Below are 26,668 nucleotides of genomic sequence, written 5' to 3' on the forward strand. Positions count from 1 at the left end.
GCGATACAACCGGATACGATACCCTAGGTCAAACATTTGACCTCTCAAGGCTTTAACAAGAACCGGATTGCTGACCAGCCACATCAGGAGCAGAGGATGAAGTGGCAAGTGTTGGCTCCGCTGAAAGGGAACACTGTGGCAATAATCAATGGTACCGCCGGTAACGACACCTTGGTCGGTACGGATACGAGCGACATCATTCATGGGGGCGCCGGAAACGATCTCATCGACGGCGGTGCAGGCAACGACGTCCTTTATAGCGATGAAGGCAACGATGTCATCTGGGGTGGGCCTGGCAATGACATGATTTACGGGAACAACACCGGCGTCGTCATTGCGAGCTACAGCCTGGATCCCAAGGGCGTCACTGTCAACCTGCGCACAGGCATCGCAACTGACGGTTGGGGCGATCAGGACATGCTGTCGCAGATTTATGCCGTTGCAGGCTCGAACTTCAACGATACGCTTACAGCCGCCGGCGCAACTAGTTCAGTGTTGTTGTCCGGCCTGGGAGGGGACGACAAGATCACCGGGGGCTGGGGTAACGACCTGTTGATGGGTGATGACGGAAACGACACTATTGACGGCGGAGATGGTATATCGGGTTTCGCCAACTTCATTCATGGCAGCGTCTATCGTCTCTATCAAGCTGCTTTTGCGCGCGAACCCGATGTTGGCGGTTTGCAAGGGTGGGTTAATTCCATCAAAGGAGGCGCGAATCTTAAAACGGTCGCTGCAGCTTTCGCGCAGTCATCGGAATTCCAGAACACCTACGCAGGACTTGACAATACCCAATTTGTCACGCGTATGTATCAAAATGTGCTCGGACGTGCTCCGGATGCCGGCGGGCTCGCTTCTTGGCTTCGTTCACTCAATGCGGGAGCCTCACGTTCAGAAGTTCTGCTTGGGTTCTCCGAGTCCGGCGAATTCAAGAGCAATACCTCCCTTGACGTTGACGCATTCATGACATCGCGTTTCAGTGCAGAACATCAAGGCGAGGTGTATCGCCTCTACAAGGCCATTCTGAATCGGGAGCCCGACAGTGGTGGCTTTGTAGGATGGGTAAACCTTTTGGACACCGAAGCGACCAACATCCAGACAGTGGCTGATGGGTTCATGAAGTCCTCGGAGTTTCAGAAGGTCTACGGCTCGTTGGACAACACTCAGTTTGCGACTCTGCTCTACAGGAACGTGTTGGGTCGAGAGCCCGATCAAGGCGGCCTTGCGGGTTGGGTTGATGCTCTGAATCGGGGGGCGAACCGTGCCGACGTTGTGATCGGTTTCTCGCGGTCTAACGAGTTCATCACGAACACCGCGCCCGATCACGCCAGTTACATGGCCAACAGGTTCGGAAGTTGGAGTGACGAACTGCAAGGTGGCACTGGAAACAATATCCTGATCGGAGGGCGCGGTGCGGACAAATTCAGCTTTGATTTTAATAAGCCTGGCAATGATCAGATTTACGGTCTTGAGAATGTCGATATTCTGCGTTTCTCCGGATTTGGCTACGGCAGTGCGGCGGACGTCTTGAACCATATGACTCAGAATGGTCAAAACGTAGTCTTTTCAGATGGTAGCCAGAGCATCACGTTCCATCACACGACGCTCGCACAGCTTTCGCAGACAACCATCCAGTTGACTGCATGACGGGTATAGCGCAGTTCTTGCATTAGTAACCCCGAAGGACTGCGCTTGAGTTGGGAACAGAGTTGGAACGGTCTTGCAGCAAGACGTATACGGAAAAGAACGAAAGAGTCGATTGCGGGTTTCGGAGGAGCCTCTCGGTCTGAATTCGACAACTCGCGCTGAGTTGGAGTCCTTCCCTGCGCGTCAAGGCCTTTCTGCCTTGCAGCCAGTGATTGCGTTCTTTTCACTTGAGATGAGCGTTCAGGCACTCGGTCAAGCCATGGGGTGGCGGCCGGATACCCCTATCAGGATCGAGGACCTGCAAGGAGCAGCAGATCGCTTGGGTTTGCGATCGAAAAAGCAGGAGGTCGATATACATCGGCCTCGTAGGTGGCGACTACGACGATCCCCGCGCGGAGGGGATGCTTTGGCGATCCCTAGTTTGATCGTCAGTCCTGACGGCCATGTCGTCACGGTTGTGGCGCGCCGCCAAAATTCTCCTGCATCGCCGACTCCGCAAGCAGAGTCCAATGAGCTTGCATCGGCGCAAGCCATTCAGGAACTGCTTTTGTGGATGCCTGAAACCTCGACCTTCAAGTGGTTCTCGGCTGAAGCGTTAGTGCAGATGCATGGCAGCAACGGGGTGCTTTCGACACTCCGTTTTCATCAGCCTTTACATCTCGCGCAGGTTGACGGCAGTCCGCAAAGGCGTTTCGGACTGGGCTGGTTTGTCCCCATTCTTTGGCGTTATCGCAAACCACTTGGACAAGTGCTCCTCGGTGCATTCCTGCTGCAGTTGGTTGCGTTGGCCACGCCGCTATTCAGCCAAGTAATCATCGACAAGGTGCTTATGCACAAGAGCCTTGCCACACTGCATGTGCTAGGCATCGGGATGGCAGGGCTGATCGTATTCGAGGCAGTCATCAACACGCTGCGTGGCTACATGTTGGCGCATACGTCGGCGCGCCTTGATGCGGGGTTGTCGAGCAATCTCTTTCGTCATCTGATGAGTCTGCCCATCCACTACTTCGAACAGCGAAGGGCTGGAGACACCCTTGCAAGAACGCGCGAATTGGAGAATATTCGCGGATTCTTTACGGGTGGGGCTCTGACGACGCTAGTCGACGGCCTGTTCATTTTCATCTTCATCGCGGTGATGCTGCTGTACAGCATCAAGCTCACCGTCGTGACGCTCGTGGGTCTCCCCATCCTGGCTCTCGTTACCCTGGTAGCTCAGCCGATCTTTGCGCGGGCGTTGCAGGCCAAGTTCGATCGCAATGCCGAGGCTGGGAGCTTCATGGTGGAAAGCATTCATGGCATTCAGACGCTGAAGAGCTTGGCGTTGGCCCCAATGTGGCAGCGAAAGTGGGAACTGCTTGCCGCCCGGCAAGTGGCCGCGGGATTCGATGTCAGCAAACTGGGAAATGCTGCGCAAAGCATCTCGCAGGCGGTCCAGCGCATGCTGACGCTCGCTGTGCTTTGGGTGGGCACGAGCCTTGTGATGGATGGCGGGCTCACTGTTGGAGGCCTTATCGCTTTTCAAATGCTTGCGGCGCAAGTGCTGCAGCCCGTGTCGCGCCTCGTGGGGCTTTGGCAGAATTTTCAGCAAGTGAAGCTCTCGGTCGACCGCATGGGTGATCTCATGAATGCCCAATCCGAGCCCGTCAATTCAACCGCCCAGGCAATGCCACTGCTCAAGGGGCGCGTGGAACTGCAAATGGTCTGCTTTCGCTACCAGATTGATGCGCCCCTCGTCCTGCGTGACCTAAGCATGATTCTCGAACCAGGGGATGTGGTGGGCATCGTGGGGCGCTCAGGGTGCGGAAAATCGACGCTTACTAAGCTCATCCAGCGGCTTTATGGGGCGGAAGCCGGGCGCATACTGATCGATGGGCATGACATCGCACATGCTGATCCACAGCAGCTTCGCCGTCAGATTGGTGTGGTTCTGCAGGACAGCTTTCTGTTCAGCGGGACTATTGCCGAGAACATTGCGGTTGCTCACCCGGGGTTGGCTTTCGATCGCATTGTTTTTGCGGCTCAACAAGCCGGGGCACACGAGTTCATCAGTGCATTGCCGCAGGGCTATCAGACGTCAGTCGGCGAACGCGGCGCTCTTTTGTCTGGAGGGCAGCGCCAACGCATTGCCATTGCGCGCGCGTTGACCGGCGACCCCAGAATCCTGATTTTCGACGAGGCCACCAGCGCACTGGATGTCGAAAGCGAGCAGGCTATCCAGGCCAACATGGTGCAGATCTGCAAAGGTCGCACGGTGATCATGATTGCCCATCGTCTTTCAACCCTGCGCCACTGCAGCCGAATCGTCGTATTGGATGAGGGCCGGGTGATCGAGCAAGGACCACTGCAGGATCTGATCGCGCAGCAAGGGGAATTTTCGCGACTGTGGGCAATGCAGCAGCAGGAGCCGATGTCAATGGCACGGAAGAGCCCGCTTTCTGCACGATCAGGGCGGCATGGAAGTTCCGCAGAGGCTCCGCTGTGACCGCTCTGACTCCGAAGGAGAAAGCCTTCCATAGTCCGACAATCAGCATCGAAGAGACGCCTCCGGCTCCTTTTGCAACTGGCCTGATGTGGGCTTTGGCAGCGATGCTGGTGGGAGCCATCGTCTGGGCGTGCATCGGCGAAATCGAGATCGTCGCTACAGCGCCCGGTCGCCTCATCCCTGATGGCCGCGTGAAGGTGTTGCAGACGATCGAGCCGGCGCTCGTGCGCGCAATTCATGTTCGGGAGGGGCAGCGAGTGAAGGAGGGCGATCTTTTGATCGAGCTGGATCCCACTTTGTCTCAGGCGGACCTATCCAGCAGTCATCAGCGGCTGCAGCAGAATCGCCAGCAGATGGCGCGTCTCATGATGGAGATGAAAGGACTGCACCTGCCGATCCCTACTGCCGTCTTTGGCGAAACGGGCGGGGGGCGAACAGCAAGTCCTTTGACCTCCGACCAGTTGACGGTCATTCAAGCTCGAGAGGCTGCGTTCGAAGCGAAGCTGGCAGAAGCTAGGGCATCGGTCGACGAAAAGACGAAGGCTCTCAAGGCAGCGGAATCTACCCATACGAAGCTGCGACTCAACCATGGTCTTGCCATGAAGCGCTATCAACAAAGTCTCGCTCTGGTCAAGGACGGGTTCTTCAGCGAAGGTGAGCGGCTCAAACAGGAGCAAGAGGTCGTTGGTCTGGAGCACGATCTGGCAGCGCAGAGCCAGACGCTGGCGCAGCTCGCAGCCGGCCTTCAAGAGGCGCGTTTTCGCCAAGCATCTGTCGAACAGGAGCGCAAGGTACAGGTTCTTGCCGAAGTGGAGCAAGCCAGTCGGGAACACGCGAGTCTTCAGGCTGAGTTTGAGAAGGCTCAGCAACTCAATGGCTTGAAGACTTTGCGAGCACCGGTTTCCGGCGTGGTTCAAAGCATTGGAGTTTCAACGCTTGGAAGTGCGGTGGCTGCCAATCAACCGCTGCTGACGATCGTTCCCGAGGACACTCCATTGATTGCAGAGGTCCTGCTCAGCAACAACGACATCGGGTATGTGAGGCTGGGCCAGCCGGTGGAGGTGAAGCTCGATAGTTTTCCTTTCACGCAATATGGCGCAGTAGCGGGCACCGTCAAATGGATCAGCGCGGACGCCGAATTTCAGAACCCTCAGGCGCTCGATAAGCAGGTGAGCACCAGCCAGTCGGGCTCGAGCAATCGCAACTTCGATGGCGGCAATTCGGAGCAGCGGACGAACGGTCTTGCTTATCGCGTACAGATTGCACTGACTGACCCCGGAGCGAGCATCCGAGTTAAAGGGCACCCGCAAACTTTGCAGTCTGGCATGAGCTTGCAAGCCGATATCCAGACCGATAGGCGGCGACTGATCCAGTTGGTGTTGAATCCGCTCGAGAAGGGGTGGGATGACGGCGTGCGCGTTCGATAGCGCGAGAAGCCGCACCACCGATTGATCTCCAGCCAGTGGCGAACCGTTACTTGGTCCTCGGCAGCGCCTTCACCGCATTCAGCATCCGCTCCACATGCTTGTCCGGATTCAGGTTCTGGTAGTAATAGGCGACCTTGCCGTTCGGCGCGATCACGTACGACAGGCGGTTGGCGAAGTCGGGGCGGGTCTGCATCAGGGCGTCGAAGCCCTGGATCACGGTCTTTCCTTCGTCGGAGGCGACCGGGAAGCGGCTCTGGCATGACTTGACCGAAAACTTCGACAGGGTACCTATGTCGTCGGCCGAAACGCCGATGACGCTGGCGCCCAGCGCGGTGAACTGGTCGATGGCCTCGGCGAAGGCGTGGGCTTCGATGGAGCAGTCGCTGGAGTCGGCCGCAGGGAAGAAATACACCACCACCGGGCCCTTGGCCAGCGCTTCGGCCAGCGAGTAGCGGAAGGTCTTGCCGCCGAGGGCGGCGTTGGCTGTGAACTTGGGCACCGGGTCGCCGATGTCGAGGGCGGCCCAGGTGGTATTCGTAAGAGCCGCAAAAAAGGCGAGGCAGGCGATGCGGTGGGGGAGTGAACGGGCCATGATGTAACTCCGCAGCGGTGTGGATCGAATTCTAGGCCGGAGCCTTCCCGGAAAGGAGGCGAAAAGCGCCTTGAAACCGGTGCGGACCGGCCGGCGTACTGCAGGAACACAAGGACAGACAACCACAAGAACACGAACTCATGGAAAGACGATCATGAACGCCTGGCTCCCATCATTTCTGCGCATGGCGCTTGCGGGTGTCCTGATTGCGGCGCTGGGCGCCTGCGGCTCGCTGCCGCCCGCGCGCGAACGGCCCGCCGAATTCGCCGCGTCCGCCGATCCCTCGACCACGCTCGCCAGGATTGCTGCTGCTTCCACGCCCCCCGACGAGCATTCCGGCTTCCGGCTGATGCCGCTGGGCGTGTATTCGCTCGACGCGCGCATCCAGCTCGCCCAGCGGGCGCAGCGCTCGCTGGTGGTGCAGTACTACCAGCTCGAGAACGACCCGGTCGGCCGCCTGCTGCTGCGCACGCTGCGCGAGGCGGCGATGCGCGGCGTGAAGGTGCGGGTGCTGGTGGACGACCTGTACACCGTGAAGAGCCAGCAGCTGCTGCTGGCGCTGTCGGAGACGCCGAACGTGGACGTGCGCCTGTTCAACCCGTTCTGCTGCGGGCGCAACGGCTTCCTGTCGCGCTTCGCGGCCTCGCCGTGGGAGATTTCGCGGCTCAACCACCGCATGCACAACAAGCTCTTCATCGCCGACGGCGTGATGGCGGTGGTGGGCGGGCGCAATATCTCCGAGGAGTATTTCGTGCTGAACGAGGCGCAGAACTTCATCGACATGGACGCGCTGGTGGTCGGCAAGGTGGTGCCGCAGCTCGAGTCGATCTTCGACGCCTACTGGAACAGCGAGCAGGTCTGGCCCATCGCCGACATCGTGACGGGCGAGGGCGGCCGCAAGCCCACCGGCGCCGATTTCGACAGCTGGGTGGGCATGGCCGCGCCGCCGCCGAAGGTGGTGCTGCCACCGTCGGACATCCTTGGCTACGGCCCTATTTCCGAGGAGCTCGACGCCGGGCGCATGGGGCTGCTGTGGGGCGAGGCCCGCGCGGTCGCCGATCCGCCCACCAAGCCGAAGACGATGACCGCCGAGGAGGCCATCTCCACCAGCGTCACGATGCAGGTCTGGGGCCTGTTGATGGATGCCAGGACGGAGGTCGACCTGACCTCGCCCTACCTCGTACCGGGCGAGCGCGGCATGGAGGCATTCCAGGATCTGGCCCGGCGCAAGGTCAAGCTCACGCTGCTGACCAACTCGCTGGCCGCCAACGACGAGCCGCTGGTGCACACCGGCTACGCGCGCTACCGCGAGAAGCTGTTGAAAAGCGGCGCTGACCTGTACGAACTGAGCCCGCAGCGCACCACCGCGGGGGAGCGCTTCGGCATGTTCGGCAAGTCTCTCGGGCGGCTGCATGCGAAGACCGCCGCCATAGACAAGAGGCGCATCTTCATCGGCTCGATGAACCTCGACCCGCGCTCGGCCAGCCAGAACACCGAGATGGGCGTGGTGGTCGACAGCCCGCAACTGGCGCGCGAGATGCTGCGCGTGATCAACATCAGCAAGCTGCAGAACTCCTACCGGCTGCGGCTGGCCAAGGACACCGGCACGCTGGAGTGGCTCACCAATGACGGCGAGAAGGAGATGATCCTGACCACGGAGCCGGAGTCCGGCTTCTTCAAGCGCTTCTACAACATGCTCATCGCGCCGATCGTTCCCGAAATGCTGTTGTAGCCTCGGGGGATGGCGCAGACCTTCACCTCGTTGTCCGCCCCGCAGGTCATGCTGTGGGGCCTGCTTTTCTTCGGCGGCATCTATCTCTGCTTCGGCGCCGCCACCTGGCTGCTGACGAAGCGCGTGCTGCCGGCAATGGGCATCGGGCGGGTGCTCGATCCGCGGCCGCTGCAGCCGGGACAGCTGCGGCGCGAGCTGACGCAGTCGGGCGTGTCGGTGCTGATCTTCGGGCTGGGCATGGTGTTTCCGTGGGGGCTGCTGCAGCTGGGCTGGGCGAGGCTCGATCCCGATGCGGGGTGGCGGCAGATCGTGGCAGAAATCTTCGTGCTCGCGATCTGGAACGACGTGCATTTCTGGATCAACCACAGGCTGCTGCACACGCGCTGGCTGCGGCGCTTCCATGGGCCGCACCACCGCTCCTTCGTGACCACGCCCTGGTCGACCTACAGCTTCCATCCCGTCGAGGCGCTGATGCTGGGCAACGTGATCCTGCTGCCGATGGTGGTGCACGACTTCAGCTTCTGGTCGCTGGCGGCGGTGCCGGTGTTCAGCCTGTTCTTCAACTGCGTCGGGCATTCGAACTACGACTTCTTCACCGGCGTCTCGTACAGCCACTGGTTCGCGGCGAGCCGCCGGCACCACCTGCACCACGCGGTGCACAACGGCAACTACGGTTTCCAGTTCACCTTCATGGACCGGCTGTTCGGCACGCGCGTGGCGGCCGACGCGGCCGAACCGGTTCTGCAGGCTTTCCGCAAGAAGCATGGCGCGACCACGGCCTGAGGTGAGCCGCCGCGTGCCGAGTTTGCGTCACTGGCGCGACTGGCAGAGCCTCGCCTATCTCGCCGCCTTGCCCGCGCTGGCGGCGTGGCAGTGGGTCCGTGGCTTCGACATGGTGCTGTACGGGTTGATGCTTTTCCTGACGCTGGGCGTCGGCGTAATCCACCACAACCACGTGCACCTGCGCATGTGGCGCAGCCGGCGTATGAACCGGTTGACGGATTTCTGGATCACGCTGCTGCAGGGTCATCCGACCTTCGTGTTCTGGCCCGCGCATGTGGCCAACCATCACCGCCATCGCCATGGCCCGAAGGACGTGGCGCGCACCTACCGCTTCGGCGGCGACACCAATCACCTGTGGGGCTACCTGCTGCACCCGTTCCAGGCCGTCTGGGTGCTGATGCCGCTTTTCTTCGCATGGCTGGCCCGGCTGCGGCGCCACCGGCGTGGCGCCTGGCGCTACTGCATGGCGCAGTACGCGGTGTGGCTGGCGAGCTGGGCGGTGCTGCTGGCGATCGACTGGCGCAAGGCGCTGCTCTTCGTCATCGTGCCGCAGCTGCACGGCCTGCATTGGCTCTTGGCCACCAACTACCTGCAGCACGCGCACGCCGACGGCCGCAAACCCGTGCGGAGGGAGACGTCGGGGGCACCGCGCGATACCGCGGGTAGCCGCCTGAACTACGCACGCAATTTCGAAGGGCTGGTGAACCCCTTGCTGTTCAACATCGGCCTGCACACCGCACACCACGAGAACCCGCATGCCCACTGGTCCGAGCTCACCCGCCTGCATCGCACGCGCTACCGCGCGCAGGTGGACCCCGTGCTCAACGAGGGCGGGCTGGTGCCGTACATGGTGCGCGTTTTCGTGCTGGGGGCCGTGTGGCCGCGTTTTCGCAGCCGCCCGCTGATGCCCCGCGATCCATCAACTCTCTGAATCATGCCTGTCTCATTCCAACGCGTGTACCTCGAAAGCGCCGGCTATTTCATGCCGGGCGAGCCCGTTTCCAACGACCACATGGACGCGTACATCGCGCCGCTCAACCGCATGTCGGAGCGCATCAAGCGGCGCATCCTGGCGGAGAACGGCATCCTCACGCGGCACTACGCCATCGACGCCGAGGGCATGACCCGGCATACCAACGCGCAGATGGCGGCCGGCGCGATCCGCGACTGCCTGCAGCGCGGCGGCGCCGAGCTCTCGCGGGTGTCGCTGCTGGCCAGCGGCTCCTCGGGCGGCGATGCGCTGATGCCGGGCTTCGCCAACATGATCCAGGGCGAACTGGCGGCGCAACCGATGGAGACGCATTCGGTGCATGGCATCTGCGCCGCTGGCGTGTCGGCGATCCAGACGGCCGCGCAGGGCATCGAGCTCGGCGCGCACCGCTCGGCGATGGCCGTGGCCAGCGAAATGCCGTCGCGCCTCTTCAAGCGTTCGCGCTTCGCGGCGCGCGGCTACGAGACCGACTTCGACTCGCACTTCCTGCGCTGGATGCTGTCCGATGGAGCAGGAGCCCTGCTCCTGTCCGACAGCGCATCGGCCCTGGCCGGCTCGCCGGGCCTGCGGCTTAAGCTGAAGTGGGTGCACCAGCGCGCGTTCTCGGGCGACTACCCGGTCTGCATGCAGCTGGGGCTGACCGAGGATCGGGCGCGCGGCCATCTGGACTTCGGCTCCTGGGCCGAGGCCGAGGCGGCGGGTGCGCTGTCGCTGAGGCAGGACATCCGGCTGCTGCCGCACCTCTTCGACGTCGGCATCCACGAATACGCGGGGCTGGTGCGCGACGGCTGGGTCGATCCGAAGCGGGTCGATCACTTCCTGTGCCACTACTCGTCGGAGAAATTCATCCCGGTGGTCGAGGACCTGATGGCCAAGGCCGACCTGTCGATCCCGCGCGAGCGCTGGTGGAGCAACCTCGCATGGCGGGGCAACACGGGGGCGGCGTCGATCCTGGTGATGCTGGCCGAATTCCTGCACACCAAGGCGCTCAAGCCCGGCGAGCAGATCTTCTGCTACGTGCCGGAATCGGGGCGCTTCATGGCGGCGTACATGCTGTGGGAAGTAGAGGCCGTCGATGCGGCGCCCGCCGCGGTGGTGCCACGCGCCGCGGCCGTGCCGGATGACGACCTCCTGATCGCGCCCCCGCACGACCCCGCCGCCGCGCCCGAAGGGCTGGGCGCGCTGCTGACAGAGCTGGCCGCCATCTGGCACGACTACCGTTCGCGCGTGTGGCGCACGCCGCTCATCCGCCAGATCCGCGAGCGCCGCTTTGCCGTGCCCGACTACCTGAACTGGATGGAGCAATGGGTGCCGCAGGTGCGCGAGGGCAGCAAGTGGATGCGCGAAGGCGCCGCCTCTCTGAGCGAGCCCTACCAGGTACTGGCCTCGCTGATCGGCGTGCATGCGGGCGAGGAGCAGAACGACTTCAACATCCTCTTCAGCGACTACCGAAAGGCCGGCGGTACGGTCGAGAACATCGAGGAGCTGCGCCGCAACCCCGGCGGCGAGGCGCTCAACGCCTACCTGCACAGCCTGGCCGCCACGCGCGACCCGATCGGGCTGCTGGGCGCGATCTACATCATCGAGGGCACGGGCCAGCGCATCGTGCCGGCGCTGCTGCCGCTGCTCAAGGCGAGCCTGAAGCTGCCGCCGGATGCCTTCCGCTTCCTGGAGTACCACGGCCACAACGACGAGAACCACCTCAGCCGCTGGCTCACGGCGGTGGAGATGGTGATGGCGGTGGAAGGGCAGTCGCGCGCCGCCAGCCAGATCGTCGAGACGGCGCGCCACACGGCCGCGCTGTACCTGATGCAGTTCCAACACATCACGCAGCGGATGCCCCATGGATCGAACGCCTGAATTCCTGAAGCAAGCCCACGACGAGCGCGACCCCAGCCCCTGGCTGGCGCTGTACCTCGACCAGAGCACGCCGCTGCCCGACGATGTCAAGTCGGCCTGGCTGGCCGACTCGAGCTCGGGCTCGCGGCAGTACCTGCTGCCGTTCCTGCGGCCGATCGCGCGGCTGACGATCATCCTGATCCAGATCGCGAAGGTGTTCGTGCCGCGCAACTGGTCGCATTCGATCCTGCTGCACCGGCTGCTGGCCTGGGGGCTGAAGCGCTTCGTGTCGCCGGAAGCCAACTGGCTGATCCTGCGGCACTTTCACCTGGGCTCGCAGATCCTGGCCTTCATCGGGCGAAATTCGCCGGCGCCCGTGGCCACCAATCCGCTGGAGCCGGCCGACATCGACGCGCTGAAGGACGAGATGTTCCTGAAGCACGACCTGAACCTCTTCAACTTCGTGATCAGGCTGAACACAGCGCTGCGCGAGAGGGGGCTGGCGCTGTGCAAGGCGGAAAAGGTCGATTTCTCGATGATCAGGGAGCCGGGGCTGCGGCTGGAGGACATGCCGCAGGGCAGACTCAACTTTCTGGACCTGCAAAGCGCCATCGAGCTTTTCACGCCGCTGTACCAGCTGATGCTCACGGACAACGATTTCTGGCGCGCGGCCAATTCCCTGCAACTGGACGAGACCATCGGCATCTACGCGGCGACCATCCTGAACGCTCCGGAGCACCTGATCCTGGTCAACAACAAGCACCCGCTGGTGCCGCTGTCGACCCTGCGGGCGGGGCACCGGCTGGTGATCCACGGGCTGTCCACCGAAATGCTCCACAGCCTGCTTCAGCGGATGCAGGTGGCTCAGCAGAAGGCCGCAAAGGACGAAACTGCCGGCCAGCCGGAGACAACCCTGTACGAGCAGCCACTTGCATAGGCGTATGCTGCCCCCAGATGCCGATCATGAACACGACCGATAATCCGTCTTCCAAGGCCGATCTGGCGGTGACCCATGTTTTGGCGCAACTGCTGGAAAAGCTCGAGCACAGCCCTGTACCCGTGGGTGCAGAGCAGTACCGCTCCGTGGTCGAACACCTCGTGCACGAGTTCGAGGACATAGGGCAGGGCGCCGAACTCGGTCGCCTGCTCGATGCGTATCCGGCCGCGGCAGAGGTGTACGAGAACCTCAACTACCAGCACGCCGGGCTTTGCCGCTCGGCGTTGGACGCTTCCCTGGCGGCCGAAATCAGCGCCCGGGAAGCCATTGCACGCGCGATGCGCCGTGCAGAACCGAACAGCAAGGATCAAATGCATGGCGAAGGGTGAAGTGAAGACGGCAGTGGTGGCGGATGGCCTGCGCTACAAGTCGAAGGCGCCGGGGTCGCCATTTCGCGCCTCGGCCTCCTTCAGCGGGGCGACCATGTCGTGCTTCATGTGCGGCAAGCACCGCGTGCGCTCGCAACTGCGCACCCGTCAGGTGCTGGGCAAGTCGCAGACCGTCTGCGCGCCTTCCTGCAAAGCGCTCGACGAAGCCCTGGAGTAAGGGCGTCCTGCCTCTGGTGCAGGCTGGCTGCTACCACATCGGAGAGGCATTTTGGAGACATTTCCTCGTGCATAAGTCACGGATTGGCCTTCCACATTCCCGGTAATCGCTATACAGTTGGACACAAATGATGCATGTAATTGCATGTAATCAAAGGTTCTACTAGTAGCTGATTTCCAATGAATTGCTGCCACGCTGTCCACACCCAATGCGGGACATGGAATTCGACCTTTCCAGAAGGGTTCCGCCATGGCTAAGTCGCGTCACGTGATCATGCAGGTGGTCAAGCGCTCCTCCGGCAGCGCCACGCACCACGTCGAATTCCTGATGGACGACACCTTCGCCGAGCGCCTGCGCCAGCTACGCTCGCTGGTGCCCCCCCTGGGCAGCCTCAACAAGCAGCGCGACCTGGTCATTGACAAGGTGCGCGTGCGCCTGCCCAACGCCATCTGGCGCTCGGGCAACGAGATCGAGATGGACGGCGGCGTGGACGGCTCCTGCATCGTCATCGCCGCCGAAGGCTCGTTCAACTGCGGCGGCAAGGACCGCAAGACGCGCGAGAAGCTCGTGACGTACAACTTCTCGATCGCCCGCCTGGTCGAACTGCACGCCGAGCGGCCGGAAGGCGAGACCCTCTACATCCGCGACGGTGTGTTCGCCAACGACGAGCCAGCCGATTCCCCGGCCGGCCGCTGGGTCGCGTCGATGCACGAGCTGGAAGTGGTGATGCGCGTGCCGGATGCCCCGTCCGACTTCGACACCTTGCACGACCTGCAGATGCGCCCCGAGCACCAGCAGGCCGGCGGCAACACGACGACCCGCGCCACCTTCTTCTGAGCGATTGGGCGCGGTCCGGCGCCGTCAGCGCGCAGCCGCAGCCTCGGGTGCCGCGCCCACCGGCGTGTACTGCGCCCGGTTGTCCGCGAGCCAGCGCGTCGAAAGGCTGCTGTCCTGCTGCATCGGATGGAAATCCGGGCGCAGGTAGCTGCGCCAGCCGGCGAGATTGCCGCGCAGCAGGCCATCACGGCTCAGCAGGATGCGCGCGGCGCTTTTCCAGGTCGACCATTTCCACAGCTGCTTTTCCTGGCGCAGGTTGTCGATGGTCTGGCGCATCAGGTCGCCCAAAAACATCATCGTGACGCGGCGGAACCAGCGCGCGCGCCATTCGTCGGAGCCGCCCGCGGCCCTGTAGATGTCGAAGGCCACGCTCTTGTGTTCGAGTTCCTCGGCGCTGTGCCACAGCCACATGGTGCGCAGCCGGGGTTCGGCACCGTCGAGGACGGCGGGGTGCGCCAGCAGCCACTCGGCGAACATGGCCGTGAAATGCTCGGTGGCTGCCGTCACCGCCAGCGCGTGGCGCGGATCGGCGCCTTCCATCAGCTCCATGCGCTTGCTGGCGCGGGCGGTCCAGCGGTCGACCAGCCCCTGCTTCTCGAGATGGTTGTTGAACAGCGAATGGATGCGCCGATGCGTGGCTTCCTGCCCGATGAAGCCGCGCACCTCGGCCTTGTGCTGCTCCTGGACCTCGGGCGGCAGCGTGGCGACGGCATCGCGCACCGCGTCGATGAAGAACTGCTCGCCGAAGGGAAAGCTCATCGACAGGGCGTTGAAGAAGGCGGTCGAGAATGCGTCGCCACCGCACCAGTCGCGGGCGAAGGGCGGTTGCAGGTCGATCAGAAGGCGGCGTACGACAAGATCGGTCATGAGAACAAGCCTCGGAAAAAGCACTGATTGCGTGGAGCTGGAATGCTGGTACATCTGCGTACCGCATGCTGCCATGTTGCAATTGTGAGTTGGTACTGTCAAGTACCCGTGCGTAGGAAAATGTGTCGTCCATGAGCGAAACCATCGAAAAAGCAGCGCCCTCCAAGTCTGGCGACGGCCCCGGAAGCGAGCACTACGCGCGCCTGTTGCAGGGCATGGCCCATGCCGTGGCGGCCAAGGGCTATGCCGAGACCACCATCGCCGACATCGTGCGCGAGGCTGCGGTGTCGCGCCGCACTTTCTACGAGCACTTCAGCACCAAGACCGAATGCCTGATCGCGCTCTATGAAGCCGCCAGCCGGCTCGCGCTGCAGGCGGTGAGCGAGGCCTTCGATCCGGCGCAGCCCTGGCATGCGCAGGTCGAGCAGGCCATGACGGCGTATTTCGACTATCTCGCCCAGGACCCGGTGCTGCTGCGCACGCTCTTCGTCGAGATCCTCGGGCTCGGTCTTCCCGGTCTCGCGGTGCGCCGCAGGGTGAACGATGAAATCGCCAATTTCATCCAGGCCGCCATCAACAGCAGCGGCAACGGCGATGCGGAAGGCCCCGCCGTGCATCTCACGAACCAGATGGCGATGACGGTGGTGGGGGGCATCAACGAACTGGTGCTGCAGGCCATCGAGCAGAACCGCGCAGGCGACCTGCGCGAGCTGGTGGAGCCCGCCACGCGGCTGGTGCGCGCCGTGGCCGCAGAGAGCCGGCGCTAGGTCGGCTTCGCCGGCACCGTGGCCACGAGGCGGAGCACCAGCAGCCCCGCCAGCGTCAGCGACAGCAGCACGCCCAGATAGGGCAGCACGTCATGCAGCGGCGCGCCCATCTGGTTGAGCCGCAGCGAGGCCTGGATGCCCGCCGTGCTCGGAAAGAGCCAGCGCAGAGCCTGCAGCGGCTCCGGCAGAGCCTCCACGGGCCACGAGAACCCCGAGAGAAATGCCATCGGCAGCGCGGTGAACAGCAGCACTTGCAGGGCCCGCTCGCGATCGCGGAACCAGCAGCCCAGCAGCAACCCCACCGTGCAGATCGCCGGCACATAGAACGCCAGCAGCACCAGCGCCCCCAGGGGATTGCCGCCGCGCGGGTAGTCCTGGAGGAAGAACACCCAGCCGAAGTAGAAGATCCCGCTCAGGAAGCCGAAGCCCGAGAGCGCCCCCAGCCGCCCCAGCCAGGCGCCCATCGACGCGCGCAGCCGCCCGGCCTCGGCCCAGGTGCCGGCCAGCATCGCCACGCCCATGAGCAGCGTCTGCTGCAATATCAGCAAGGCGACCGCCGGCACCACGTAGCTGCCGTAGCCCTCGGTGGGGTTGAACAGCGCGACCAACTGTGTGTTGAGCGGACTGCGGCTGCGTGCCGCCTGCACCGCGCTCTGGCCGCCGGCCTGCAGCTTGCGGATCTCCACCCCGGCCGAGACCGTTCCCACGGCCTCCGAGAAGCCGTACAGCACCGCCTTGTTCAGCAGCGCATAGGCGCCGTTGCCCTCGATGGTGACCACCGCCGATGTCCCGCGCAGCACGTTGCGCTTCAGGTCGGCCGGCAGCAGCGCATAGCCCTCGATCTCGCCGCGCCACAGCGCCTGCTGCGCCTCGCCCACGTCGCCCGTGACCATGCGCACGTCCAGCCTCGGATTGGCCAGCGCGAAGCGCGAGATCTGCCGCGAGAGGCCGGTGTGGTCCTGGTCGACCACCGCCACCGGCACACGCGTCACTGCCTGCGTGCCATAGGGCCACGGATAGAAGAAGCCGTAGATGACGGGCGCGAGCAGCATGATCAGCAGCACACCTTTGTCGCGCAGCACCGCGAGCGCCGTCTCGCGCCATGCGGAGCCGAAGCGAAGGGCTTCGTCAGCCATCAGCGTCCTCCCCAGCTTTCGGGCGCCTTGGCCGCCTTCACCAGCGCCCCGGCGCATGCGGCCATCAGCACGCCCGTGCCCACCACCATCCACAGCGGCGTGGCCACCGAGTACGCCACCGGCGCGCCCATCTGCAGTTGCTCCATCTGCACGCGGATGTAGTGCGTGTAGGGCAGCAGCTTGGCCCAGGCCTGCGCCAGCAGCGGCATCGCGACCAGCGGAAAGCCGACACCGCCGAACGCGAAGGCCGGCGCCGTGATGAAACCCGTGGCCGACAGGGCGGTGCGCAGCGAGCGCGTGAGTGCCGCCACGAAAGCTCCCAGCGCGATCGACAGCGCCAGGAAAACCAGCAGCGCAAAGAGCGTCCACCCGAGCGAGCCGGCCGGATGCCAGCCCCGGCCCGCGGTGATCCACAGCATCGCCGCCAGCGCGACCACCGAAAGACTCGCGAACGCCAGCACCAGCTTGCCCGCTAGCGCGGCCAGCGCCTCGTGCCAGCGGGGAGAGGCGCCCAGCCATTCGCCGATGCTGCGGTCGCGCAGCTCGCGGCCCACTGCCCAGGCTCCGGCCGTCATCGCGAGGATGTGCAGCAGCGCCGGAATCAGCGCGGCCCCGAGGAACTGCTCGTAGTCGGTCGACGTGTTGAAAAGTGCCACCATGCTGGCCTTGATCGGCTCCATGCTCACGCGCGCCGCCTTCATCGACTCGCCGCGCTTGTTGCGCACCGTGAGCTCGACCCCGCCCGATACGGTGCCGACGGCGGTGCGCACGTCGCGCTGGATCAGGCTCGAATGCGTGCCGAGCTGTGCGTTGTGCAGCAGCACGATCTGCCCGACGCGGCCCTGCTTCACGTCGCGGCTCAGCTCGCGCGGCAGCTGCACCGCCGCGTCGACGTCACCGCTTGTGAGCGCGCGCGCCATCTCGGCTTCGTCGCTGTAGCGCTGCGCCACGCGCAGGCCGGGCGTGGCATCGAGAAAGCGCACCACCTGCCGCGAGAGCGAGGAGTGGTCCTGGTCGAGCACGCCGATCGGCAGCCGCTCGGGCAGGCCGGCCGAGAAGATCCACCAGATCAGGAACACCGCCAGCAGCGGCACCCACGAGATCATCGCGAGGTCCCACGGTCGCGTGCGCAGCAGCGCGAATTCGCGCCTTGCGCTGGCGGTGGAGAAGCCGCGGAGGCTCATCGCGGATGGTCTCAGTCGACCAGCACGCTCATGCCGGGCCGCGCGCCTTCGATTGGCTTGAGCGGACGTGCCCGGACCTCGAAGGTGCGCACGTCGAAGCCGGTGCCGCCGCGCGTGGCTCGCCACGTCGCGAAGTCGGGCAGCACGGCGCTGTAGTAGACCTTGAAGCGGGCGGTGCGCTTGCCTTCGGGCAGCGCGGGCAGATGCGCGTCGAACTCGTTGCCGAGCGCGAAGCGGGAGAGCCGGTCTTCGCGCACGTTCAGCACCACCCACTGGTCGCTCAGGTCGACCACCGTGACCACCGCCACGCCCTGCGGCGAGAGCTCGCCGACCTTCGCCAGCACCTTGGCCACTTCGCCGCCGACCGGGCTGCGCAGCTCGGTCTCGGCCTTGGCGGCTTCGGCCTCGGCCACCACGCCGGCAACCTGGCGGGCCTGTGCGCTGGCCGCGGCCTTGTCCTCGGGGCGGGCGCCCGTGCGGGCCATGTCGTATTGCGCCTTGGCCGCGATGGCGGCGTCGCGCGAGGCCTTCCAGTTGGCCTCGGCCTCGTCGCGCTTCTGGTCGGCCACCAGGCCCTCGCGCGCCAGTCCGTCGACACGGCGGAACGAGGTCTGCGCGAGCTGCGCCGCGGTTTCGGCGCGCTGCCACTGCATGCGCGCCATTTCCACCTCCTGCGGGCGGGCGCCGTTCTGCGCCTTCTCGGCGACGGCCTGCGCGGCCTGCTCGGCGGCGGTGGCCTGTGCGAGCTTGGCGCGCACCTCGGGGCTGTCCATGCGCACCAGCACCGTGCCGGCCTGGATGCGGTCGCCTTCCTTCACTGGCACCTCGGCGATGCGCGCGGTCACCTTGCCGGCGACGTCGGTCTCGCGCGCCTCCATCTGGCCCTGGAACACCTCGGGCGCCGGGCGCGAGGCGCGCCAGAAGCCCCAGGCGAGCAGCGCCAGCACGAGCAGGGCGGCGAACATCGCGATCAGTTTTCGGGTCTTGGCACTCATCATCAATTCACCTTCACGTCTGCACGCGCGATGTAGTCGGAAAACTTCTCGGAAAGCCCCGCGCTCTCGAGCAGTTGCGCGAGCGCCTGCACGTAGTCGTTGGCGGCCTGCGCGCGTTCGGTCAGCACCTTGGCCTGGTTGGTCTCTGCGTCGATCAGGTCGAGCGTGGTGCTCGTGCCTTCGCGCAGGCCGGCGGTGCGCAGCTTCACGACCTCCTGCGCGAGCTCGACCGAGGCCTTCATCTCCAGGTACTGGCGCCGCGCGTTCTCCAGCGCGCGCCAGTTGCGCTCGACCAGCAGCGAGATGTCGCTGCGCGCCTGCGCATCGGTGCGCTCGGCCTGCTCGACCTGCTTGAGCGAGGCGGCGGAGAGCTTGTCGCGGTCGACCGAGTCGTAAAGCGTCCAGCGCACGCCGACGCCGGCCACCCAGTCGGCGTTGCCGCTCTTGAGCTCGCGCGTGCCGAAGGCGATCACCTGCGGGCGGCGCAGCGCCTCTTCGCCTTCGTGCAGCTGCTCGGCCTGCGATTTCCTGGCCGCGACCTTGTCCAGGCCCGGGTGCCGCGTGAGCGCCGAATCGATGAAGTAGTTCAGCGGCTCGATCGGCGTGCTGATGAGAAAGAGCGGCGTCTGCGGTGCCACGCTGCCGTCGGCGCGCACCGTGCGGGCCAGCGCCACCGAGGCGAGCGCCGCGTCGTTCTCGGCCTTGCGCGCGTTGCGGCGGGCTTCTTCATATGCGGCGCTGGCCTGCAGCCGCTCGACGCGCGAGATCACGCCGGCCGCGAGCATCTTCTGCGCCGCCGAGTCGTGCTGTGCGATGGTGCGCTCGGCCTGCAGGCGCAGGGCAGCAGCGCGACGGGCGAGCTGCGCGCCGAAGTAGCGCTGCACGAGCAGGGTGTCGACCTCGTGGCCGGCCTGTTCGGCGTCGGCCTGCGCCTCGCGCGTCTGGGCCGAGACGAAGCCGCGCACCGCGTCGGTCGCGCCGCCCACGTAGAGCGGCCACACGGCCGAGATCGACGCGTTGGCGCCGGTGTCGTGGCGGTTGAGCGTGTAGCTGTTGGGCAGCTGCGGAATCGGCACGCGCGCGATCACGCTCTGGATGGAAGTCGGCAGCGAGGAGCCGAGTTGCCCAAGCCGCTGGTTGAGCGGATCGAGGTCGAGGTTCAGGTTCGCGTTGTAGGCATAGGCCAGCCCCGAGACGCTGATCGACGGGCCGCCCAGCCTCTTGAGGCCCTGGCTCTGCAGTTCCTTGGCGTCGACGGCCGCGCGCGCCGCGGCCAGCTTGTCGGAGCGGTCGAGCATGCGGGCGCGGGCCGCGTCGAAGCTCAGGGAAAGGGTGTCTTCGCCGGTCTGTGCGAACGCGGCGCCGCACAGCACGAGCAATGCCGGAAACAGGCTCAGCTTGATGGGGCTTGCGGCGTGGCAGGTACGTGTCGTCATCGTTTCAGGTGGTCTTGCGCAGCAGGACGTCGAGTTCCTGCTGAAGGATCACGGGGAACGCGGCCTGCACCGCGCCGGTGGCGAGCCCTCGGGCCTGTTCGAGCAACTGGGCAGTTCGCCCGGCCTCGATGGCGTCGCCGCTCAGCAGGTTGTCCGCCAGCGCGCGCAGCCAATGACGCGCCACGGTGCGCAGCGTGCGGACCATGGTTTCCTGCATGCTGATCGCAGCCTCCAGCGGCAGGCCGAGTGCGGCGAGCTGCTCGGCGATCTGGCCGAGCGCGGGGCTGAGCATCTGCACCTGCCCGTCGGGCAACTCGCGCATGAGGCCGGCCTTGGTGGCGCGGGCGAGCAGGGCAGGTGTCATCTGGCCCTTCCATTTGGCGGCCAGCGCATCGGTCGAGACCACCACCGGCGTTTCCTCCGCGAAGAGGCTGCCCGAGACGGAGCGGGCCACGGCCACCAGGTCGCGCCAGGCCGAGGCCGGCGCGCGGCCGAAGATGCGGCGGATGGCTTCTATGCCGAAGCCCTGGTCGCGCAGTTCGCGGATCACCGCGAGGCGTTGCGCGTGCTCGTCGCCGTACAGGCCGAGGCGGCCGCGCAGCCTGGGCGGCGGCAGCAGGCCGGCGGTGGTGTAGGCGCGGATGTTGCGCACCGTCACGCCGGTGCGCGCTGCCAGCTCCTCGACGGAGAGTTCCCGGGCGGCATCGGTGACGGCTGAGGTGTTCATGTGACGGGGTGAATGTTACATCATCGATGTCACATAGCCTTGCCTAGACCTGGATCGTCGGCTTGTAGTCCGCCGGCAGCACTTCGTTCCACTTGCCGAAGATGGCCATCAGCCCGACGGCCACCGCGCCCGACAGCAGCACCGCGCCGCAGGCATGCGCCCAGCCGTTGTCGAAGGCACCGAACATCACGGCGCGGAAGGCCTGCACCACCCAGCTGAAGGGCAGCCAGCCGTGCACGTCGCGGAAGAAGCCGGCCGAAAGCTCCACCGGCAGCACGCCGCCGCCGGCCGACAGCTGCAGCGTCAGCAGCAGCACGGTGAGGATGCGGCCGAAGTCGCCGAACACGTGCAGGATCGCGAACAGCACCACCAGGAACACCAGCGAGGCCAGCGCCATCGTCAACGCCAGGGCAGGAACGTCGGGGGCCTGCACCCGCAGCACGCCCACCAGCGTGGCCAGCACCAGCGCCACCTGCAGCAGCACGACCAGCGCTGGCATGGTGATCTTGCCAAGCGTCTTCGCGAGCTTCGGGTAGTGGCTGTGCTCCGACAGCACGATGCGGATGTTGAACAGGTAGCCCGCCATCACCGCGCCGATCCACAGCGCCACCGACACCATGTTGGGCACGAAGGCGCTGCCGTTGTTGGCCACCGGTGCCACCACTTCGACCTTGGGCTCGACCGAGTCGGCCAGCCCCGAGGCGCTGCCCTGGATGCGGGTGATCGAGGCGGGCAGGGCGGCCTCGATGGTGCGCACGCCGGTCGACAGGCGCTCCGCGCCCTGGGCGAGCTGCGCGCCGCCCTGCACGAATTCGTCGAGCTTCCGGTCGGGGGGCAGCTTGCCGGACATGGTGTGGATGCCGGCCGCAAGCGCCGTCATGCCGTCGGTGAGCTTGACCACGCCGCCGTCGAGGGCCGTTGCGCCGGTTGCGAGCTTGTGGTTGCCGTCCTGCGCCTTGGTCATGGCCGCCTGCGCCTGTTCGATGCCGCCGCGCAGCTTGTCGGCGCCGGTGGCGAGTTCGCCCGCGCCCTTGGCGATGCGATCGCCCACGAAGGGGATGTCGGCCGTGTCCTTCTGCAGTTTGCGCGCGCCGTCGCCGAGCTGGCCGGCGCCGCCTTCCAGTTGCTCCAGCCCGTCGCCGATCTGCGCGAGCCCGCTGCCGAGTTCGCGCTGGCCCGACGCAAGCTGCTGCGAGCCGGCCTTGAGCGCGCGCAGGTCGGCGTCGGCCGGCAGCTTCGACTCGATGGTGCGGATGCCGCCGTTGACCTGCTTGAACCCGCTGCCCAGCTGCTGAGCCGCCGCGCTGTACTGGGCCGCGCCGCTGGCCAGCGTCTGGCTGCCGTCGCGCAGCTCCAGCAGGGCCTGCTTGAGCTTGTCGAGCCGCGCCTGCGAGCCGGAGGCCGCGCTCAGCACCAGCCCCCAGCGCTGCTCGTTGAGCATCTCGTTGACCTGGTGACCCAACTCGCCCGCGAAGCGCCGCGCCATGCCGGCCGAGCTGTAGTTGTTGCCCTCGGAGGTGTAGACCACGATCTGCCCCGCGCCACGCTGCGTGCCGGGCACCGCGTTGGCGCTGAAGTCGGGCGGGATCAGCAGCGCGAAGGCCAGCGTGCCGCGCCGTACCTCGGCGCGCGCGGCTTCGGTGTCGGTCATCGTGCGGAAGCCGAAGGCACGCTTGTCGAGCAGGGTCTGCGTGAGCTCGTCGCCGACGTTGACCGTGCGCGACATGTAGGTCACGCCCTGGTCCTGGTTGACGATGGCGGCGGGCAGGTCGGCCGTATGGCCGGCCGGGTCCCACACGCTCGAGAGATAGATCAGCGCATAGATCGCCGGCACCACGCCGACCGCCACCACGGCCAGCAGGATGCGCGGAAAGCGCCGCACGATCGCCAGCTCGGCCCGGGCAATGGCCCAGGTGCCGGCGAACAGTGCTTGGAGGTATCGCATGGGGCTAGGAGGCTACCAGCAGCGCCATGGCGGTGGGTCGCGCGAGAAAGGCGCTGGTCAGCCCGGCTTTCGTTGCGCGGGGTCGTAGAAGAACTGCTCCTCTGCGATGCGGTCGCCCTCCCAGCGCTGCCAGGCGATCTCTTCCATGCGCATCCTGCCGCCGCCCTTGAACGTGAACTCGAAGATCCAGTGGATCGCCACGTGGTCGCCGTTCACCAGCACCGGCCGCACGCAGGTGGAGGCCACCGACTCGGTGCGATCGAGCACGGCGGTTTCCTGCGCCACCAGCGTGCTGCGCCCGCGCCGGGGCTCGGCCTGGTTCTCTCGCATGGTGGCATCTTCGGTGTAGTAGTCCTCGATGGCCTTGGCATGCGCGCCGCCTTCGACGGCGGCGATGAATGATTCGAGTCGTTCGGGCGTGGGCATTCTCAGGACTTTACTTTGACTTCGACGCGGCGTGCCTCGGCAGGCGGGCCGTCGGCCTGCGACTGCTCCGGCTTCGCCAGCTCGATCTTGTCCTCGGGCGCGCCAGCGGCCTTGAGCGCATCGCTCACCGCCATCGCGCGCTGCTTGGCCAGCTCGGCGTTCCTGGCCGGGTCGCCGCTGGCGTCGTGGTAGCCGCTCACGAGCACGGTGCTGCCGCTCTGCACGGCCTTGATGACGTCGGCCAGGGCCTCCTTGGCGTTCGGCGCCACTTCGGAGCTGGCGCTCGCGAAGTAGAACTTCACGACACCGTTCTCCACCTTCACAGCGGCGGCTTCGGCGGCCGATACGGCGCCCGATGCGACCACCGCTGCAGGCGTCGACGGTGCCGTGGCTGCCGGCGCCATGGCGGCGGGCGGAGTCTCCACCTTCGCCGGAGCTGCCGCAGCCGCATCGCCCGCATGGAACTTCACCACCAGCGGCACGATGAGCAGCGCCACGATGTTGATGATCTTGATCAGCGGGTTCACGGCCGGGCCGGCGGTGTCCTTGTAGGGGTCGCCCACGGTGTCGCCGGTGACGGCGGCCTTGTGCGTCTCGCTGCCCTTGCCGCCGAAGTGGCCGTCCTCGATGTACTTCTTGGCGTTGTCCCAGGCGCCGCCGCCCGTGCACATGCTGATGGCGACGAACAGGCCGGTGACGATGGTGCCCATCAGCAGGCCGCCCAGCGCCTTCGGCCCGAGCACCAGGCCGACGATGATCGGCACCAGCACCGGCAGCAGCGACGGGATCATCATTTCCTTGATGGCCGCGCCGGTCAGCATGCCCACGGCCTTGCCGTACTCGGGCTTGCCGGTGCCTTCCATGATGCCGGCGATGTCGCGGAACTGGCGCCGCACTTCCTCCACCACCGCGCCGGCCGCGCGGCCCACGGCCTCCATCGCCATCGCGCCGAACAGGTAGGGAATCAGGCCGCCGATGAAGAGGCCGACGATCACCATCGGGTCGCTCAGGTTGAAGCTGATCGCCTGGCCGAAGCTTTCCAGCTTGTGCGTGTAGTCGGCGAAGAGCACCAGCGAGGCCAGGCCCGCCGAGCCGATGGCGTAGCCCTTGGTCACCGCCTTGGTGGTGTTGCCGACAGCGTCGAGCGGATCGGTCACGGCGCGCACGCTGTCGGGCAGTTCGCTCATCTCGGCGATGCCGCCGGCGTTGTCGGTGATGGGGCCGTAGGCGTCGAGCGCCACCACGATGCCGGCCATGCTCAGCATCGACGTTGCGGCCACCGCGATGCCGTAGAGGCCCGCCAGCGAGTACGCGGCCAGTATCGCGATGCACACGAAGATCACCGGCCAGGCGGTGGAGCGCATCGACACGCCCAGGCCCGCGATGATGTTGGTGCCATGGCCGGTGGTCGAAGCCTGTGCGATGTGCTGCACGGGCTTGTACTGCGTGCCGGTGTAGAACTCGGTGATCCACACCAGCGCGGCCGTGAGTGCCAGGCCGACGAAGCAGGCGCCGAACAGCTTGAGCTGGCTGCCGCTGGCGGCGATGGCGTTGTCGGGAATAAGCCAGCTGGTGACGAACCAGAACGCGATCAGCGACAGGATGCCCGACACGGCCAGCCCCTTGTAGAGCGCCGGCATCACGTTGACCATGCCCGGCGAGGCCTTCACGAAGAAGCAGCCGATGATCGACGCGATGATCGACACCCCGCCCAGCGCGAGCGGGTACAGCACCGCGTTGGTGGGCGCCGCCGCGACCATCAGCGCGCCCAGCACCATGGTGGCGATGAGCGTCACGGCGTAGGTCTCGAACAGGTCGGCCGCCATGCCGGCGCAGTCGCCGACGTTGTCGCCCACGTTGTCGGCGATCACGGCGGGATTGCGCGGATCGTCCTCGGGAATGCCGGCTTCCACCTTGCCCACCAGGTCGGCGCCGACGTCGGCACCCTTGGTGAAGATGCCGCCGCCCAGCCGCGCGAAGATCGAGATCAGCGAGGAGCCGAACGCGAAGCCGATCAGAGGATTGAGCACCGCCGACAGGCTGTGCCCCGCGGCCGGCGTGCCGCTGCCGATCAGCACCCAGTAGAAGGCCGACACGCCCAGCAGGCCCAGCCCCACCACCAGCATGCCGGTGATGGCGCCTCCGCGGAAGGCGACGTCGAGCGCCGGGCCGATGCCGTGCGTGGCCGCCTGCGCGGTGCGCACGTTGGCGCGCACCGACACGTTCATGCCGATGAAACCGCAGGCACCGGAGAGCACCGCGCCCACGATGAAGCCGACGGCGGTGGTGAGGTCGAGGAAGACGGCGATCAGGATCGCGAGCACGATGCCGACGATGGCGATGGTGCTGTACTGCTTGGCGAGATAGGCGGAGGCGCCGGCCTGGATGGCCGCCGCGATCTCCTGCATGCGGGCATTGCCCGCGTCCTTCGAGAGAATCCAACTTCGGGCCCAGAAACCGTAGGCCACGGCGACGAGACCGCAGACGATGGCCAGTATCAGGGGGGTGTTGCCGATCATGCTTTGCTTCTCCATTCGTTCGTTGTGACTAGTGGAGACGGACAGCACGGGCCCTCTGCGTGCAACGCGTACGGGACCGTGATTTCCGCCGCGTTGCTTCCTCGAAGCTCGCTGCACCGGGGGTGCGGAGCCGATTGGCCAACGGTTGCAATTTACAGGCAAAAACAGATGCGTGTGCGACCGGCCGGTGACACGGAAAGTAAACTCAGGGTTTGTCCCCGTCTCTCTCATACTTTTCAACTACTCGAAAAACGTCATGTCCTTCGACAAAGTTTCCCCCGGCAAGAACCTGCCCGATGCCTTCAACGTCGTGATCGAAATCCCGATGAACGCCGATCCGATCAAGTACGAAGTGGACAAGGAATCGGGCGCCATCTTCGTCGACCGCTTCATGACGACGGCCATGTACTACCCCGCCAACTACGGCTACGTGCCGCAGACCCTGTCGGGCGACGGCGACCCGGTCGACGTGCTGGTGATCGCCCCGTACCCGCTGCTGCCGGGCGTGGTGGTGCCGTGCCGTCCCCTGGGCATCCTGATGATGGAAGACGAAGCCGGCGTAGACGGCAAGGTGCTGGCCGTGCCCACCGACAAGGTGCTGCCCATCTACAGCCACTGGAAGTCGGTGGACGACGTGAACCCGATGCGCCTGAAGGCCATCAGCCACTTCTTCGAGCACTACAAGGACCTGGAAGCGGGCAAGTGGGTCAAGGTGCTGGGCTGGGAAGGCATCGACTCGGCCAGGAAGGAAATCCTGGACGGCGTGGCCAACTACAAGAAGTAAGAAACTGAA

General features: G+C 65.4%; 23 protein-coding genes. 13 read left to right on the forward strand and 10 right to left on the reverse strand.

Annotated elements, in window-relative coordinates; all coding sequences use genetic code 11:
- Window positions 1–96: 96 nt before the first annotated feature.
- The 3 genes from ABL843_RS13740 to ABL843_RS13750 all read left to right on the forward strand — a co-directional run bounded on the left by ABL843_RS13740 (window position 97) and on the right by ABL843_RS13750 (window position 5,556).
- Window positions 97–1,647, forward strand: a complete 1,551-nt coding sequence (locus ABL843_RS13740) for a DUF4214 domain-containing protein (protein ID WP_418120208.1) — start codon at window positions 97–99, stop codon at window positions 1,645–1,647.
- A gap of 406 nt (window positions 1,648–2,053) precedes the next feature.
- The gene (locus tag ABL843_RS13745) at window positions 2,054–4,129 is read left to right on the forward strand and encodes a peptidase domain-containing ABC transporter (RefSeq protein WP_418120209.1); all 2,076 of its coding nucleotides are present in this window, start codon (window positions 2,054–2,056) and stop codon (window positions 4,127–4,129) included.
- Window positions 4,126–5,556: an HlyD family type I secretion periplasmic adaptor subunit gene (locus ABL843_RS13750; RefSeq protein ID WP_418120210.1), complete on the forward strand. Its 1,431-nt coding sequence runs from the start codon at window positions 4,126–4,128 to the stop codon at window positions 5,554–5,556. The genes ABL843_RS13745 and ABL843_RS13750 overlap by 4 nt, the downstream gene beginning before the upstream one ends.
- A 46-nt stretch (window positions 5,557–5,602) precedes the next feature.
- Here ABL843_RS13750 and ABL843_RS13755 read toward each other — a convergent pair whose 3' ends face one another.
- On the reverse strand, window positions 5,603–6,148 hold the full coding sequence (locus tag ABL843_RS13755; RefSeq protein ID WP_418120211.1) for a peroxiredoxin: 546 nt from the start codon (window positions 6,146–6,148) through the stop codon (window positions 5,603–5,605).
- A 154-nt stretch (window positions 6,149–6,302) separates the two neighbouring features.
- On the opposite strand from ABL843_RS13755, the gene ABL843_RS13760 reads away from it, so the two are divergent.
- The 8 genes from ABL843_RS13760 to ABL843_RS13795 all read left to right on the forward strand — a co-directional run bounded on the left by ABL843_RS13760 (window position 6,303) and on the right by ABL843_RS13795 (window position 13,873).
- On the forward strand, window positions 6,303–7,880 hold the full coding sequence (locus ABL843_RS13760) for a phospholipase D family protein (protein ID WP_126019097.1): 1,578 nt from the start codon (window positions 6,303–6,305) through the stop codon (window positions 7,878–7,880).
- Window positions 7,881–7,889: 9 nt separating this feature from the next.
- Window positions 7,890–8,663, forward strand: a complete 774-nt coding sequence (locus tag ABL843_RS13765) for a sterol desaturase family protein (protein ID WP_418120212.1) — start codon at window positions 7,890–7,892, stop codon at window positions 8,661–8,663.
- Entirely contained in the window at window positions 8,644–9,594 is a 951-nt protein-coding gene (locus ABL843_RS13770; RefSeq protein WP_418120213.1) for a fatty acid desaturase, read from the forward strand. The genes ABL843_RS13765 and ABL843_RS13770 overlap by 20 nt, the downstream gene beginning before the upstream one ends.
- A 3-nt stretch (window positions 9,595–9,597) precedes the next feature.
- On the forward strand, window positions 9,598–11,514 hold the full coding sequence (locus ABL843_RS13775; protein ID WP_418120214.1) for an iron-containing redox enzyme family protein: 1,917 nt from the start codon (window positions 9,598–9,600) through the stop codon (window positions 11,512–11,514).
- The gene (locus ABL843_RS13780; RefSeq protein WP_369658341.1) at window positions 11,498–12,430 is read left to right on the forward strand and encodes a DUF6999 family protein; all 933 of its coding nucleotides are present in this window, start codon (window positions 11,498–11,500) and stop codon (window positions 12,428–12,430) included. The genes ABL843_RS13775 and ABL843_RS13780 overlap by 17 nt, the downstream gene beginning before the upstream one ends.
- A gap of 17 nt (window positions 12,431–12,447) precedes the next feature.
- Complete coding sequence (locus tag ABL843_RS13785; protein WP_126019109.1) at window positions 12,448–12,819, forward strand: hypothetical protein; 372 nt, start codon at window positions 12,448–12,450, stop codon at window positions 12,817–12,819.
- The gene (locus tag ABL843_RS13790) at window positions 12,806–13,036 is read left to right on the forward strand and encodes a hypothetical protein (RefSeq protein ID WP_019653008.1); all 231 of its coding nucleotides are present in this window, start codon (window positions 12,806–12,808) and stop codon (window positions 13,034–13,036) included. Before ABL843_RS13785 ends, ABL843_RS13790 begins: the two co-directional genes overlap by 14 nt.
- A gap of 249 nt (window positions 13,037–13,285) precedes the next feature.
- Window positions 13,286–13,873, forward strand: coding sequence for a hypothetical protein (locus ABL843_RS13795; protein ID WP_184638407.1), 588 nt, complete (start codon window positions 13,286–13,288; stop codon window positions 13,871–13,873).
- Window positions 13,874–13,897: 24 nt separating this feature from the next.
- Here ABL843_RS13795 and ABL843_RS13800 read toward each other — a convergent pair whose 3' ends face one another.
- Complete coding sequence (locus tag ABL843_RS13800; RefSeq protein WP_418120215.1) at window positions 13,898–14,740, reverse strand: metal-dependent hydrolase; 843 nt, start codon at window positions 14,738–14,740, stop codon at window positions 13,898–13,900.
- 131 nt (window positions 14,741–14,871) lie between these two features.
- Here ABL843_RS13800 and ABL843_RS13805 point away from each other — a divergent pair, with 131 nt between their 5' ends.
- A complete protein-coding gene (locus ABL843_RS13805) occupies window positions 14,872–15,507 on the forward strand; it encodes a TetR/AcrR family transcriptional regulator (protein ID WP_184638402.1) in 636 nt (211 codons plus the stop codon).
- Here the strand turns inward: ABL843_RS13805 and ABL843_RS13810 are convergent.
- From ABL843_RS13810 to ABL843_RS13845, 8 genes are read right to left on the reverse strand one after another with little or no spacing between them, the layout of a single operon-like run.
- Window positions 15,504–16,643: an ABC transporter permease gene (locus ABL843_RS13810; RefSeq protein WP_418120216.1), complete on the reverse strand. Its 1,140-nt coding sequence runs from the start codon at window positions 16,641–16,643 to the stop codon at window positions 15,504–15,506. The genes ABL843_RS13805 and ABL843_RS13810 overlap by 4 nt on opposite strands.
- On the reverse strand, window positions 16,643–17,827 hold the full coding sequence (locus ABL843_RS13815) for an ABC transporter permease (protein ID WP_418120217.1): 1,185 nt from the start codon (window positions 17,825–17,827) through the stop codon (window positions 16,643–16,645). Before ABL843_RS13815 ends, ABL843_RS13810 begins: the two co-directional genes overlap by 1 nt.
- A gap of 11 nt (window positions 17,828–17,838) precedes the next feature.
- Window positions 17,839–18,825: an HlyD family secretion protein gene (locus ABL843_RS13820; RefSeq protein WP_418120218.1), complete on the reverse strand. Its 987-nt coding sequence runs from the start codon at window positions 18,823–18,825 to the stop codon at window positions 17,839–17,841.
- Window positions 18,825–20,258 carry a TolC family protein gene (locus tag ABL843_RS13825; protein ID WP_240650473.1) on the reverse strand — a complete coding sequence of 478 codons (1,434 nt, stop codon included), beginning with the start codon at window positions 20,256–20,258 and terminating at the stop codon, window positions 18,825–18,827. The genes ABL843_RS13820 and ABL843_RS13825 overlap by 1 nt, the downstream gene beginning before the upstream one ends.
- Window positions 20,259–20,262: 4 nt before the next feature.
- A complete protein-coding gene (locus ABL843_RS13830) occupies window positions 20,263–20,985 on the reverse strand; it encodes a MerR family transcriptional regulator (protein ID WP_418120219.1) in 723 nt (240 codons plus the stop codon).
- A 43-nt stretch (window positions 20,986–21,028) separates the two neighbouring features.
- Entirely contained in the window at window positions 21,029–22,930 is a 1,902-nt protein-coding gene (locus tag ABL843_RS13835) for a YhgE/Pip domain-containing protein (protein ID WP_418120220.1), read from the reverse strand.
- A 57-nt stretch (window positions 22,931–22,987) separates the two neighbouring features.
- Window positions 22,988–23,356, reverse strand: a complete 369-nt coding sequence (locus tag ABL843_RS13840; RefSeq protein WP_126019129.1) for a nuclear transport factor 2 family protein — start codon at window positions 23,354–23,356, stop codon at window positions 22,988–22,990.
- A gap of 2 nt (window positions 23,357–23,358) precedes the next feature.
- Complete coding sequence (locus ABL843_RS13845; protein ID WP_418120221.1) at window positions 23,359–25,875, reverse strand: sodium-translocating pyrophosphatase; 2,517 nt, start codon at window positions 25,873–25,875, stop codon at window positions 23,359–23,361.
- 256 nt (window positions 25,876–26,131) lie between these two features.
- Between ABL843_RS13845 and ppa the strand changes: the two genes are divergently transcribed.
- On the forward strand, window positions 26,132–26,659 hold the full coding sequence (ppa, locus tag ABL843_RS13850; protein ID WP_126019134.1) for an inorganic diphosphatase: 528 nt from the start codon (window positions 26,132–26,134) through the stop codon (window positions 26,657–26,659).
- Window positions 26,660–26,668 lie beyond the last annotated feature (9 nt).

Source organism: Variovorax sp. 350MFTsu5.1, assembly GCF_048302515.1.
GTDB lineage: Bacteria > Pseudomonadota > Gammaproteobacteria > Burkholderiales > Burkholderiaceae_C > Variovorax > Variovorax guangxiensis.